The sequence below is a fragment of the Tsuneonella dongtanensis genome (assembly GCF_001698205.1).
GTDB lineage: Bacteria > Pseudomonadota > Alphaproteobacteria > Sphingomonadales > Sphingomonadaceae > Tsuneonella > Tsuneonella dongtanensis.
Genome location: NZ_CP016591.1, coordinates 861419 through 875675, shown reverse-complemented (window position 1 = coordinate 875675; position 14257 = coordinate 861419). Strand labels below are relative to the sequence as shown.

General features: G+C 63.3%; 11 protein-coding genes. 6 read left to right on the top strand and 5 right to left on the bottom strand.

Annotated features, from left to right (window positions below):
- Positions 1 to 9: 9 nt before the first annotated feature.
- A complete protein-coding gene (locus A6F68_RS04210; RefSeq protein WP_067676726.1) occupies positions 10 to 1683 on the bottom strand; it encodes a sulfatase-like hydrolase/transferase in 1674 nt (557 codons plus the stop codon).
- 177 nt (positions 1684 to 1860) lie between these two features.
- Here A6F68_RS04210 and A6F68_RS04205 point away from each other — a divergent pair, with 177 nt between their 5' ends.
- From A6F68_RS04205 to A6F68_RS04190, 4 genes are all read left to right on the top strand, one after another.
- Positions 1861 to 3612: an arylsulfatase gene (locus A6F68_RS04205; protein ID WP_198152670.1), complete on the top strand. Its 1752-nt coding sequence runs from the start codon at positions 1861 to 1863 to the stop codon at positions 3610 to 3612.
- On the top strand, positions 3609 to 4760 hold the full coding sequence (locus tag A6F68_RS04200; RefSeq protein ID WP_067676724.1) for a glutathione S-transferase family protein: 1152 nt from the start codon (positions 3609 to 3611) through the stop codon (positions 4758 to 4760). Before A6F68_RS04205 ends, A6F68_RS04200 begins: the two co-directional genes overlap by 4 nt.
- A gap of 167 nt (positions 4761 to 4927) precedes the next feature.
- A complete protein-coding gene (locus A6F68_RS04195) occupies positions 4928 to 6883 on the top strand; it encodes a TIR domain-containing protein (RefSeq protein ID WP_067676722.1) in 1956 nt (651 codons plus the stop codon).
- Between the two features lie 23 nt (positions 6884 to 6906).
- Positions 6907 to 7143: a hypothetical protein gene (locus tag A6F68_RS04190; protein WP_067676720.1), complete on the top strand. Its 237-nt coding sequence runs from the start codon at positions 6907 to 6909 to the stop codon at positions 7141 to 7143.
- Positions 7144 to 7182: 39 nt separating this feature from the next.
- On the opposite strand, the gene A6F68_RS04185 is transcribed toward A6F68_RS04190, so the two are convergent.
- The 4 genes from A6F68_RS04185 to A6F68_RS14955 form a co-directional block, all read right to left on the bottom strand.
- On the bottom strand, positions 7183 to 9126 hold the full coding sequence (locus tag A6F68_RS04185) for a serine protease (RefSeq protein ID WP_067676718.1): 1944 nt from the start codon (positions 9124 to 9126) through the stop codon (positions 7183 to 7185).
- A 17-nt stretch (positions 9127 to 9143) separates the two neighbouring features.
- The gene (locus A6F68_RS04180) at positions 9144 to 11000 is read right to left on the bottom strand and encodes a hypothetical protein (protein WP_198152669.1); all 1857 of its coding nucleotides are present in this window, start codon (positions 10998 to 11000) and stop codon (positions 9144 to 9146) included.
- 489 nt (positions 11001 to 11489) lie between these two features.
- Positions 11490 to 11927, bottom strand: coding sequence for a hypothetical protein (locus A6F68_RS04175; protein WP_198152668.1), 438 nt, complete (start codon positions 11925 to 11927; stop codon positions 11490 to 11492).
- A gap of 385 nt (positions 11928 to 12312) precedes the next feature.
- Entirely contained in the window at positions 12313 to 12480 is a 168-nt protein-coding gene (locus A6F68_RS14955; protein ID WP_157096645.1) for a hypothetical protein, read from the bottom strand.
- Between A6F68_RS14955 and A6F68_RS04170 the strand changes: the two genes are divergently transcribed.
- Together A6F68_RS04170 and A6F68_RS14950 are read left to right on the top strand one after the other, a co-directional pair.
- Complete coding sequence (locus tag A6F68_RS04170; RefSeq protein WP_067676711.1) at positions 12469 to 12756, top strand: hypothetical protein; 288 nt, start codon at positions 12469 to 12471, stop codon at positions 12754 to 12756. The genes A6F68_RS14955 and A6F68_RS04170 overlap by 12 nt on opposite strands.
- 230 nt (positions 12757 to 12986) lie before the next feature.
- A complete protein-coding gene (locus tag A6F68_RS14950; RefSeq protein ID WP_157096644.1) occupies positions 12987 to 14219 on the top strand; it encodes an LOG family protein in 1233 nt (410 codons plus the stop codon).
- Positions 14220 to 14257 lie beyond the last annotated feature (38 nt).

Genomic DNA, 14257 nt, shown 5'->3' with positions numbered 1-14257 from the left:
CTCCCGTCCTCAGTTCGGCCAGTAGATGAATTCGTCGCCCGGCTCGAAGCGCTCGGCCAGCGTCTTGTCGATCATGATCGAGCCATCGAGTACGCTGGGGTAGAGCGGCGCCTTGCGACCGCGGTGGTGGCTCGCCAGCAGTGCGGCCAGCTCGACGCGCTTGTCGGGGCGCTTCCCGATCAGGTTGACCTTTTCGGTGGGATCGCTGGCCAGGTCGTACAACCACGACTTGCCCTGCTTCTCGTTGACCTGGAGCTTCCAGTCGCCTGCCCGCACGACCTTGTAATACCCGCTGTTCCAGAACAGCGGCGCATCGGCCCGCTCGACTGCGCCGCTCCCGGTAGCGGCGGGCAGCAGGTTGCGTCCGTCGATCGCCACGCCGCCGGGCAGCGAGGACCCCGAGGCAGCAGCGAGCGTCGGCATGACATCGACATGACCCACCGGCAGCGCCGCCTTCGTTCCCGGCCGGATCCGGGCGGGCCACCGCAGGAACAGCGGCACGCGGATTCCGCCTTCGAAGAAACTGATCTTGAACCCGCGGTACGGTGCATTGACGTCGGGCACGCCAATATACCCGGCTCCGCCGTTGTCGCTCGAGATGACGATAAGCGTATTGTCGGCCAGTCCCTCTTCCTCGAGCTTGGCCATGATGCGCCCGACGCTGCGATCGAGCGAACGGACCATGGCGGCATGGACCCGATGGCGCTCGGAGCCGATGGCACCGACCGCCTCGTAATCCGCGCGCGTGGCCTGCAAGGGCGTGTGAACGCCCCAATGTGCCAGGTAGAGGAAGAACGGCCGGTTGCGATTGGCCTCGATCACCTTGAGCGATTCATCGGTCCAGTAATCCGCCAGGTACCTGCCGGGCGCGAACCAGGGCCCCCGGTTGTACGATGTCGCGAAACGCATCGAGGCCCACAGGAAGCGATCGATCGGATCGAAGTCCACCTTGGCGTTGACGACGTCCGGATGGTCCTCTGGCAGGTGCAACCCGCTTTCCATCATCAGGCTTTCGTCGAAGCCCTGGTCGTTGGGGTGGAAGCCCTTGCCGTTGCCCAGGTGCCATTTGCCGATGTGCACCGTGTGATAGCCCCGCGCCTTGAGGACTTCGGCAATGGTCACCTCTTCGCTCGGCAGGCCCTGATCTGCGAAACTCGGGGCAGCCGCGTCGACCTCGGCGTTGTAACCGCTGCGGGGCAGGTCGCCGCGGATCTGGTCGGTCGCCATTGCGACGAGCCGACCGAACCCGTTGGGTGTCGGCGTGTATTCGAAGCCGGTGCGGGTCGAGTACCGCCCCGTCATCAGCTGCGCGCGCGACGGCGCACAGGTTGCGTTGCCGGCATAGGCCGTCGAGAAGATCGCGCCCTCGGCCGCGAGACGGTCGATATTGGGAGTTGGCACCCGTCCACCTGCCACTCCGCCGCCGAAGGTCGAGATGTCGTTGATGCCGAGATCGTCGAACAGGATGAAGACGATGTTGGGCGGCGTCGCGCTTTCCTGCGCCTCGGCCGCTTCCGCCGGTCCGCGCTGCCATGCGATCGGGCGGTTCGGACCGACCTCGGCCTGTCCCGCCCGGTAATGAACCAATGCCAGCGCGAGCGAGGTCCGGTTGAAGTATGCAAGACCGGCGATAACCGCGGCGGTGACACCGATGCCCAGTGCGATCTTTGACCAGCGTCGCATCGCCCTTCACCTCCCGCTGCCCCCGGCGCGCGCCTGCCATCAGGTCTTGCAGCGCCGGCATGTATTGGCATATAGAGTGCCATTATAAGAGTCAACGGGCGGGAGGCTTCGATGACCGGCGTGTGGCGGAAGGCATTCACAGCATGCGTCGCGGTGGCGTCTTCATCCGCCCTCGCGATGCCCGCTCCCGCGCGCAGCCCGTCGGCACGCCCGAACATCGTCGTCGTGGTCGTGGACGACGCCGGCTTCATGGATTTCGGGGCCTACGGTGGAGATGCCCGCACCCCGACGATCGACGCGCTGGCCGCTCGCGGGGCCGCGCTATCGCGCTATTATACCTCTCCGCAATGCGCCCCATCGCGCGCCATGTTGCTGACGGGAATGGACAACCACAGCGTCGGCATCGGGTCGATCGTCGAGATGCTCGCTCCCGAGATGGAGGGACTTCCGGCCTATTCGATGCGCCTCCTCCCCGAAGCCCGGACGATGGCGGAAGTGCTGCGCGACGCAGGCTATTTTACCTTCGCCTCAGGGAAATGGGGGATCGGCGAGATCGGCTCGAGCCTGCCCGATCGGCACGGCTTTTCCCGCTCCTACGTGCTCGACGCAACCGGCGCCGACAACTGGCAGGAGAGACCCTACCTGCCGCTCTATTCGTCGGTGGAGTGGTTCGAGGACGGCAAGCCGACGACCCGAAAGACCAAGGACTACTCGTCGAAATTCATCGTCGACCGCGCGATCGAGTACGTCGATCAGGCCGCTGAAGGCCAGCCGGTCTTCGCGTACGTCGCGTTCCAGGCGATCCATATCCCGATACAGGCTCCTGTGGCCGACATCGAACGCTACGACGGCGTGTTCGACAAGGGCTGGGACAGGCTGCGGACCGAGCGCTTCGAGCGGGCCAAGGCACGGGGACTCGTCCCGGATAACGCCGCGATGCCGGCGATGCCCGCGAAGGCGCGCAAGTGGTCGAGCCTCGGCAGCGACCAGCAGCGCCGCTTCGCCCGCGCCATGCAGGTGAACGCGGCCATGATGGAGGCCATGGATCGCGAGATCGGACGGCTGCTCTCCCATCTCCAAACCAAGGGCCGGCTCGACAACACGATCGTGCTGGTCACGTCCGACAACGGGCCCGAGTACAACGACCCTGCCAACGGAACGCTCCTGTTCAAGGCGTGGATGCCAATGCTCGGCATGACCAACGCGACGGACGCGCTGGGCGGGCCCGACAGCCTTACCGCGATCGGCTCCGAGTGGGCGGCGAGTTCCTCGATCCCGTTCTCGCTCTACAAGTTTCACTCCTCGGAAGGGGGCCTGCGAGTGCCTTTGGTCGTCGCGGGCCCCGGCGTACCCGCTGGCGGTTTCATAGACGGCCGCGCCCACGTGTTCGACGTGATGCCGACGCTGCTTTCGCTCGCGGGCGTCGATGGCCGCGACGCAACCGGAGCCTCGCCGGCGATGCTGGGGCGAGATCTTTCCCCCATGCTCAAGGGCTCGGCCGACGCGGTCTATGGCGCGGACGATTCGGTCAACTTCGAGGTTGGCGGCAACGCGGCTCATTACCAGGGTGACTGGAAAATCCGACGGATGCCCCCTCCCCAGGGGACCGGAGAGTGGGAGCTCTACAACCTCGCCGACGACTCCGGCGAAACCGAGAATCTCGCTGCGAGCGAACCGGAGCGGCTGAAAAGGATGGCCGCTGCTTACGATGCCTATGCAAGGAAGGTCGGCGTCTACGACGACCCCGGCTACAGCCCGGTCCGGCAGGTCCTCGTCAACAACCTCAAGGGAGGGGCGCGCAATTACCCCCTGCTGACGCTCTTGGTCGTGCTGGCCGCGATCGCGGTGGTTCTTGTCATCGTCCTCGTGATCCGCCGTCTGGCGATCGCCCTTCGCGCTCCCGGAAAGAGATCGGACCCCGCAGCATGACCTACACCCTCTACGGCATGGCCGCGTCGCTCTACACCGCGCGAGCCCGGTCCTACATGCGGACCAACGGGGTGCCATTCGTCGAGATCAAGGCCGGCGGCGAGGAGTTCACGCAGACCGTCGTCCCGAAGATCGGTCGCTGGATCATCCCGGTGATGAGAACGCCCGAGGGGGCAATCATCCAGGACGGCGCCGACATAATCGACCACCTCGATGCTGCCGGCTTCAGCAAGTGGCCGATCTATCCCGAGCAACCGGTTCTTCTAGTGGTCGCGCACCTGTTCGATCTGTTCGGTTCGCATGGGTTGCTCCGACCCGCCATGCACTACCGCTGGAACTTCGATGCGGTGAATCTGCCCTTCCTGCGCAGCGCCTTTCGCGACGTGCTCCCGTCTGGTCTTCCGACCGAAGCGGAGGACGCGGCCTTTACGCAGGCCAGCGGCCGGATGCGAAAGGCGGCAACCGCGTTCGGAGTGAACTCGGACACCTTCGCGCTCGTCGAGGAACGCTACCGCGCCTTTCTCGGACTGTTCGAAGACCACCTGCGCGACCATCCCTTCCTTCTCGGGGGGCATCCGACGATCGCCGACTACGGCATGATCGGGGCGATGCACGCGCACCTCGGCCGCGATCCGGCGCCGCTCCACCTGATGCAGACGACCGCTCCCAACGTCTTCCGCTGGGTCGAACGGATGACGATGCCGGAGAGCTTCGTGGACGAAACCTTCGCAACGGCCGCCGGACGGCTGTTCGATGCCGCGGCGTTACCGGCAAGCCTGCTCGCTCTGATGCGCTTTATCGCCGAGGACTATCTCGTCGAGATCGCGGCCCACGTCGAACAGGCCAACGCGTGGCTTGCGGAGCAAGCCGGTGAAGCGCTCGATGCGGCATATGAAGCCCGCACCCAGGCCAAGCTTGCCGGTTTCGCGACGTTCGAGTGGCACGGCGCGCGGATCTCGACCGTGGTCCTGCCGTACCGCTTCTACCTGCTCCAGCGGTTGTTGGATGCGCGCGATGGCCTGCCGCAAGCCGAAAGCGGGAACGTGGACACGCTGTTCGCGGAGACCGGTCTCTCGAAACTCTTCCAGTTGCGGACCGACCGCAGGGTCGAGCGGATCGACAACCGCGAGGTCTGGAGCCGGGCGTAAGCCGCTCAACGGGTGGGCAGCGGCTGTACCCTGATGTCCAGCTGCCCGGCGAGGCCAGCCATGCGATGGTGCGACGTCTGCACCGGAGGCGGGTGCGGAAAGGTTGTGCGCAGTCGGCTTGCGTGCCACTCTCGTGCCCGGGCACCTTGCGGTGGGGAGAAGTGCGGATGCAGTCCGTCGAAAACGATACTGCGGAAGCCGATCGGGCGGTGTCGATTTTCTTCAGTTATTCGAGGCAGGATCGGGATCGCGCCCTTCCGATCATACGCATGCTGGAAGGTCGCGGTTTCAACGTCTGGTGGGACGGTCTGCTCGAGGGTGGAACCGCGTTTGCGCGGACGACCGAGGCGGCGCTGGAATCGGCCGATGCCATTGTCGTCCTGTGGTCGGAAACATCGGTGCAATCGCACTGGGTGCGCGATGAGGCGACGCGGGGCCGCGATCGCGGACGGATGGTGCCCGTATCGATCGACGGCAACCAGCCGCCGATCGGATTCCGGCAAATCCAGGTGCTCGACCTGACGAAGTGGAAGGGGAAGGAAAACGCCCCTGAGATGGACGAGCTCGTCCGCGCGGTCCTCGCAGTGTCCGGAAACTCGGATCTCCAGTTGCCTGTCACCAAGGCTGCCCCGACCGCCGGCCCGGGTCGGGCGTCGCGCCGTGCCGTGCTCGTCGGAGGGGGTGCGGCACTCGTGCTTGTCGGGGGCGGCCTGGCCTGGTGGCAATTTCGCCCTCCAGCGGACGACGGGCGCACGGGCATAGCCGTCCTGCCATTCGAGAACCTCAGTGGCGATCCCGAGCAGGCGTATTTCTCGGACGGCCTGACGTCGGAAATCCGCACGGTCCTTGCGCGCAATCACCAATTGCAGGTCATCGGGAGCGTTTCGTCGGACAGTTTCCGCGACAAGCAGGAGGAGATGGACTCCATCGGCAAGGCCCTGGGCGTCGCATTTCTGCTGAATGGCAACGTCCAGAAGATGGGCGAAATCGTCAAGATCACTGCCGGGCTCATCAATGTCGCCACAGGTGCCAGCACGTGGGCCGAGTCTTTCGAGCGACCGCTCGCCGACATCTTCGCCCTGCAATCCGCCATCGCCGCCGCCGTCGCCTCGGCCCTCAAGGCGACGATGGATGCCGACTTTGCCAACAGCGGGGGCCCCGAACTGGGAGGGACCCGAAGCGTGGCCGCATTCGATGCGTTTCACAGGGGGCGCGCGCTGTTCGATCTCCACATCGACGAAGCGAGCGAGCGCGCTGCGCTGGCCAAGTTCGACGAGGCCATCCGCATCGACCCCCAATACGCGGCGGCCCGCGCGGCGCGGTCGCGCGCGCTCGGCGTGATCGCCAACCAGTACCAGACCAGCGCCGACCGAAAGCGGTCGATGGACGAGGCGGTGGCCGAAGCGCGGCGTGCGACCGAGATCGCGCCGAGGTACGCCGCCGGGTTCAGCGCCCTTGGCTATGCCCTGTTCTATGGGCGCCTCGACGTACGCGGCGCGCGCGAGCCCTTCGAGCGCGCATTCGAGTTCGCCAACGGCGAAATCGACGTGCTCAGCCGCTACGCGATCTTCTGCGCGCGGACCGGTCGCTTCGCGGAAGCAAGGATGGCGATCGAGCAGGCCTCTGCGCTCGATCCGCTCAACGCCTCGGTATTCCGGACCGAAGGCATCATTCTCTTCGCGGCGCGCGAGTACGAAAAAGCGATCGCCGCCGGCCGGCATGCGCTGTCGATCAACCCGAAACGCAACAGCGTGAACGGGGATATCGGCGATTCCTACGTGATGCTCAAGGATCTCGACGCCGCGCGTGCATCCTACGAAGCCGAGAAGAACACGCTCAATGGCCTGACGGGATTGGCGATCGTCCATTTCCTGCAAGGCCAGCCGGAGGCAGCGCAGGCTAGCCTCGATGGGCTGATCGCGGAACACGGCGACAACGCGCTTTACCAGAAAGCGCAGGTGCTGGCCCAGTGGGGTCGCCCGGACGATGCCCTGCAGACACTGGAAGAGGCGCGGCGCCTGCAAGATTCCGGGCTGGTCTACCTGCTCAACGACCCGTTCATGGACCCGATCCGCGACCGGCCGCGGTTCCAGCAGATGCTGAAGCAAGCCGGGTTCGTTTGATTCAACAAAGGGAGGAATGGACTATGAAAAAGTGGATGGCAACTGGTCTGGCGCTGACTGTGGCGCTCGGCCTAAACGCCTGCGCCGAGCCTGCCGAACCGGAGGCTCCGATGGAGCCCGCCGCGAGCAATGATCAGGGCTCGAATGACCAAGGGTCGAACGATCAGGGTTCCAATGACCAGGGTTCCAATGATCAAGGGGCAAACGACCAGGGGTCCAACGACCAAGGCTCTAACGACCAGGGCTCCAACGACCAGTAACGGGCTGCCGTTGGCCCGGTTTCAGGATCGCGCCAACGGCTACTCCGTCACAGGGAGCACCGCTCCGTTCGCAAAGCTGTTGCGGGCCTTCGCGATCCATCCGGTGTAGTTCGCCAGATTGACGAAGACCGAGGGGTTTCGCCGGATAGGGACTCCTCTTGCACCCCTCACCGCGATGCCGCAGCCGTAAGCCCACGAGACCACGCCCACTTGCACGAGGCGCTGGCCGACCAGCCGCACCACGGGCCCGCCGCTGTCCCCCCGACAGCTGAAGGTGTTCCGGGATCCCCTGGTGGCCTCGGAAGGCGGCGGGGTTTCTGCGCAGATGTTATCGGCCGATACACCCTTGTAGTGCGGAATCTTGCGACATTCCGCGGTCTCGACGATCCGCAGCGCGCCCACCTGCAGATCCTCTGCATAGGCCAACAGCTTGCCGCCGTTCATGACCCCGCTCTGGTTGGGTCGCCGTTCTTCGGTGTATCCCCAGCCGTACACCCGGATGATATCCGACTGACCGGCTTCGGCACTCGCGGGCGCCGACCCCGGCAGGCGTATGGGGCGCGGGATCACTGGCCGACCGATCGGGCGGATTTTGAGCAAGGCTATGTCGTTGCGCGGCGGTGCTTCGTTCACCCCGCCTGTCGAGGGAACGTAGCCTGCGTGATAGACCGCCGCGACCACCCGGTAGTCCACCCCGTTCGCCCCCCGCTCGCCGCGAAGCCTCTGGCTTCCGACATAGACCCGGCGGTTAGCGAGGAAATCGAGACCGGGCTGTCGAAGGCAGTGTGCCGCTGTAAGCACGATGTCGGGCGCGATGAGCGAACCACCGCAACGGTGCTCTTCCTGTCCCGTGCTGAGCTGGTCGAGGAACTTCTTGTCGGGATTGGTGTCCGCCATCGCCGCGTCGAGCTGCTTCTGCTCCTCGGTATAGGGGAGCGCCGAATAGATCTGCACGGCCCAGGGCGCCGATCCGGGAAGCGCCGTCTCACCACCCCCGACATAGCCGATTGTCGGGCGCGCCGCGAAATACCGTCCGGCAAACTGGATATCCCAGTCGGATGCGATCGTCGTCGGCTCATCGGTCGGGTTCGGGTCGGGCAGCCCGGACAGGGCGCGACAGATCGCTTGCTCGACCGGCAGTCTGCAGCGGCTCTGGTCGACCTGGCCGGAAACGCTTGATGACAGCAGCAGCGGGTCGATCGGCTTGGCGCTGCTGATCACGATCAGGTCGTGCCGCCCTTCCTGCTCGAACTTGAGCGGATCTTCGGGGTATTTCACAACCACCAGACGGTCGGGATCGATCGGGCGGTCTGGCGGCGACTGGAATATCCATTGCAGGCTGTAGTCGGGCCGAAGGAGCAAGGCGTAAACGAACCGCGGCTGCGGGTTTCGCGGCGCCGTCGTGATGCTGATCTGGAGCGGCTGGTTCACCAAAATATCGCGGGAATCGTCGCATGGGTCGTCGGGCACGCAGTCGATCCTGGCGTAGATACCATGCTCGAAGGCGGGCAGGGTGTTCAGCCTCAGCAAGGCCTGGCGGCGAAGGATCGCGCGCAGCGCGGCATCGAGGCCGGGAGCGAAACTGCCGTCGTCCAGCCGTCCGATGAAGATCGGCTCGGCGAGCACGGGATCCGGCGACTGCGGCACGTCATTCCAGCGCCTATAGGTCGAGCTTGCGCTGGGGTTCTGCATGTCCAGCAAGTAGAAGTTGTCCGGGTAGTCGGGATCGGCGGTGATCTCGAACTGGCTGGGCCAGCCGATCCGGATGTTCGGATTGGCCCGTGCAATCGCCTCTATCTCGGCGCTGTGCTCGCCCAGTTCCTCTCTGAGGCCAATAGCGATCTTGCCGGCCACCAGGTCGGGGTTTTCATCGGCCGTTATGATGGCGTTCGCGGGCCAGGGCGATACGACGATGAGCAGTGCGGCGAGGATCGCGGCCATGGCCGGGGGGAGCGCAAGGTTGATGGAAATCCGCCTGCCCATCCTCTCCTCCCCCTTTGTCAGACCGGAATGGAAATCCGCTTCCCGCCGAAGACACCCTGCCAGCTTTCGATCTCGCTGAACATGACTTCCTCGGTGGCATGAGCCAGCGCGGCAGCGCGCTCGTAGGTCAGCCGTGACCCGGCATTCTGGAGGAGCATGTTGATCCGGTCACCAATAACGCCAAGCTTTTCCGCGGTGACCCGCGAGATGGCGGCGAAGCGCTCGAAATCCCCGAAATACCGGATACCCGCGACGGCGGCACCGAAGGTCGGAAGAGCGACGCCGAAAAGGGTGAACCACTTGGCGGCCTGCGCGACGAATCCCTGGTCGACCACCCCCATCGTCGAAGCAATGTGGAGGAGTACGAAAGTCGCGACCACGGCGACCGCGGCAACGAACATCACTTCCGACAGGTGGTCGAGCCGATGATGCACCCGCGCCAGTCGCGCCGCCTTGGCAACGTGGTAGGCGCGTTGCGACTCCACGAAGGGGCGCAGGACGTCGGACAGCGCGGCCCGCAGATAGAACTCCGTCACCGTCATCCGCGGCAACCCGACCTGCCGGATGACCTGGCGGGCATATGCTTCCGGCCAGACGGTATCCGATCCACGCGGCCATCGTCCACGTGCCCGAGCGATGCCGAAGGGCAGAAGTACCGGCGCGGCACGGAGGTATTCCGCAACTCGCCTGGTCGCGAACCAGCGCTCGTGCCAGCGCTGTCGCCTGCCGATCCAGGTGATCGCGATGATGGCGGCCAGCAGGCACAGTTCGAACAAGGCAAAGGCCCACTTGTGCTCGACCCCGACCAACGGAAGGTAGGACAGGCCGCCGACGACGGCCAGACTCGACAGGACGAAGTTGACCGTCATCCCGCTGCGATAGGCGTCCGACAGGAACGTCGAAATGCCGTCGGCCCACGCGAAATGCGGGAGTACGGAAGCGCCGATCCTCCCGACCAGTTTGCTGTCCACGCCGGGCAACGCCCCGATCGTTGCCATCAAAGGGGCGGCTGAACCTTCTGCGATCGTCGAAGGTGGCTCGTACCTTTGACGAAGCGGACGCACCTTTTCCTTCCAGTCGGCTTGTCCGAACAGGCTTTCGACCCGCCGATAGGCGTGCACCAGCATTCCGCTCGTGGGATGCCACCGCTCATCGCTCATCTCGGCGCCGCTCGCTCCGGCACCGGGCGGCGGCGCGAAAAGTTCCAGCAGCAACTCGTCCAGCGACGTCGCGTGCTGTCCGGAATCTCCTTCCAGGGAAAATCCCTCGAGCGAGCGAATGACGCTGATGCTGCTCGGCCGCGCCGGATCGATGCGCACGACCGGGCATCCTGCCGCAAGCGCCGCGGCAACGGTGTGGCCGGTTCCACCCATGAAGGCTGTCGTCTCGCCATCCCACGCGGCGATCAGGAAATCGATCTGCTCGATCATCACCTGGCCGGCCACGGCAACGCGCCGCGAGATCTCGGCATCGAGAAGAGAGGATATCCGCTCGTCGTCAGGGGCTCCGCGATGCCGCTCCATCAGCTCCTCGACGAGTGCGTCGTGGTCCGTCAGGGCAAAGACGCTTGATGCGGCAAGCAACCTGTCCAGGGCCTCGCGCGTCTCCGTGGGCTGGCCCGCATCATTAATCGCAGCCGACAGGTCGGGGGCAAATGGAAGGGTGACCACAAGTTCGTAGTCCCGCTTGAGCGCTTCGTTTGCCGCAAGCTGGTCCATTCCGTCGGCAAGCAGGGTCAGAACCCGCAAGTGCGGCCCCTCACCTCCCGTCCTCCCTAAGGCTGCCTCCACCTTGTCGAAGATTGCGTCGAGCGCGCCCTGCATGCCGCCCACGTTCGCCCGCCACGCCGGATGACGCGCGCGGTGACCTGTCACCCCAATGGAAATGATCGGTTTCGGAGGCGGCGGCGCAGAGATCACGGACCCGCGGAGGTATCAGGGCCACCACTTCCGGCATAGGAAATAGTGTCGGAGAGCGTGATCCGGTAAAATGGTGCCAGAAGAGGAATCAAATACGACCTATTTTTGTAATTGCATTCATATATTTAAGCAATTTGGGATGACCGAAAGGCCCGCAAAAGGCCCTCAAAATCCGTCTAATGCATTGGTTCGATGCCTTTTTCGGGACTCGAAATCGTAACGACGGCTTCGGATTGCAAGGTATATCAATGTTCAATTTGCGCCCTAAGTTCGGAAGTTGAACTGACCAGCCAGCGGGCCCATAAGCTGCCTTTCGTTCATCTATTGAATGCGACGAGGCGATGCTCACCTTCGCAGATGTCGGTGTTGAAGCGCGACCAGTTGCAGAATAGCGGCCGCCGTTTATGCTGGAGACCGATCCGTCCGCAGCGATGGGCATGGCGGCTAGCGGGCTATCGTCGAAGAAAGGGCATCTTCGTTGACCAGGCCCGAAGTCGCGGCGAGCTCGCCGAGTTCGAGCACCTGATCGAGCCGCGGCCGCAGCACTTTGAGCGCCAGATCTCGCGCCTGCGCAACGATCGAAGCGGGATCGCGCGCATCGGCCTGCACCGCCGCCCAATGTACGTAGATTTGGTCGGTGCCGATATAGCCATGATCGCCCGCGACCGCTTCGATTTTGATCGGCGCGCGCTGCAGCATTCCAGCTTTGACCGCAAGATGGACCGCCGCCCAGCCGCCGAGGAAGCCGGCGGCGAGGTGGAGATAGTCATTAGCCGTCAGCGCCGTCGCGGCCATCGATACGTCGAGCGTGTCGGTCTGCGCGCTGTAGCTGCCGTCGGCGTCCAGATAAACAAAACAGGCGCGGGCGGTGCCGGTCAGCACATACTCTACAACTATATGGCCAACTTCGTGGATGCCGAGGCGCAGGGTATTATTCCATTCCATGCCCGCGTGCTTAGCTTCGTGACAAACGGCAGACCAGCCACACTGAGCCGCTGCCATACGTTATTCCGCTTTATACCAAGCGGATACGTCCAGACCATGTCCTCGCGGCGACGAATCACAGTTAGACCAATGCTGCCGTCCTCAGCGTATAGTGTCAGGACCGCGCAACCATGGGTATCGGGGCTCAGCCAGGCTCCGAACGGCAAGCACTAGCCAAAGCTGCGGCCGCGTGGCAGCCCTAGTGTATAGACGTCGAACAGACCGCGCGGCATCGGTAGCGTCGCCGCCAAATTGTCGGGCGCGGTGGCATTTATTGCTTTGGTCAGCGCTCCGAAGGCAGCGCGCTCGCGCGGCGCAGGACGGTGACGCGCTCGGTCACCGCCGCCTTGAGCGCGACGACCACGTCGGCGGTCGGCGTCCGATTCTCGCCTTCGTCGAAGCCGTTAGTGTAGATCTGACCCTGCGGTCGACCACCGCCGTGCGCTCGCATTATTCCTGTTCGGTTCAACATTGCGACATTCTCGCCAAGCTGCTCGCTAAGGAAAGACCCGATCTTGTTGGCGGCACGCTCGATTCGTTCATCGCTGAAGTCGATGTGGCAGGAGCCGCCGCGCTGAACTACAGCGGGGTCATGCAGCAGGCACTGTATGTCGATGGCCCACCCCAGCGCAGGAATGGACCAGACATGGTGGATCGCAAGACTGAGTTACTTTGGCCTCATCTCGACAAGAAGAAAGAGGGCCTCAAGGATTCCGAAGCCCAATAGCCACGAACATGCCCTCAGTTTTTGAGGTCATAAGCGATCACTGACCGCACGACCGCGCCTAGCGTCGGTTCTCCCAGTTCCGGACGCTGGAAGCAGACAGTGAGCAGCTGGCCCCAGAATTGTCAGCTCTAAAAAGCCTAATTGCATCTTCCCTTTTGCTTTTTTTGCTCGAGTGCGGGATATCCGATGATCTGAATAGCGATTTCGATGACGAAGAAGTGAGGCTTTAAATGGATATCCTGACGCTTGACCAGTTGGACCAGTGGCTCTCAAATCCGTCGCGCATGCCTGTGACAATTTCCGGATTGGACTTGACACTACGAACACAAGAAGTCGTGGGAGTGGATCTCACCGGCTGTACTCTTCTCGGATGCGTACTGAATGGCGACATCTGGGCACAGTCTCAAGCGCAGGGAGCATCGGTGCTTGTCGGCGAAAGCGGCATGCCATTCGATCCGGCTCGAGCCACTTTGTACACTGTTGACGATCTCTATGACCGTTATGATCCAGAAGACAGTCTGCCTTCATGGAGGGCCTCATTCGATTATCGAGCATATCTTTGGTTCATGGATCCCGAAGAGAACCTCCCCTTAAGATTGAGTACGGGTCAGGCCATGCAGGCGCGGCTCCACGATACTGCGATCGAAGGATCGGTTGCCCGGTTTATTGAGAAGACAGGAAAGCCTTTGGTTGGCTTCATGGGTGGTCACGATACGCCGCGCGATGCGCAAGTGTTCGCGACCATCGCCGAGCTCGCACGGCGCATGACGCGCAGCGGGCAGCTCGTCCTGACCGGAGGTGGGCCCGGCCTTATGGAGGCCGCTAATCTTGGCGCCTTTTTAGCGCCATTTCCGGACGATATTCTTGCAGAAGCCGTTGCGGCACTCGGGGCCGCACCCAAATACAATCATCCCGATTGGCTATCTACGGCATGGAACCTACGCGAACGCCTGCTGGACGGCGGCACGGTTTCGCCAGATTCTGAAAGCCTCGGTATCCCAACTTGGTTGTACGGTCATGAGCCGCCGAATGTCTTCGCCACTCATCAAGCGAAGATGTTTTACAATAGTTTACGCGAAGACGGTCTCATAACGCTTGCCGGAGCCGGGTTAATTATTGGTCCGGGCAATGCAGGGACTGTACAAGAAGTGTTTCAAGATGCGACGCAGAACTACTACAGGAAACCGGGTACTAAACCTACGCCAATCGCATTGCTTGGCGAGGCGTATTGGAGTCGGCCGGCAGAGGACGGGCCTGATCCGATTGGCCGGACAAAGCCGCTAAAACCACTTCTGATGGCACTCGCCGGCGAAAAGCCCAAAACTGATTGGTCGAGTGCAGTACTGATCACCGATGACATTGACGCGATTGCCGAGCTGATCCTTCCCAGTTCCGAAAAAGAAGTTGGAAAAGAAAGCCTCACTCGCGGCGAGATCTGGCGCGCCAAAATTTCTGCCCGATGAAGGTCGCGCCAGCGGCTGCGCAACAATCACCAAGGATA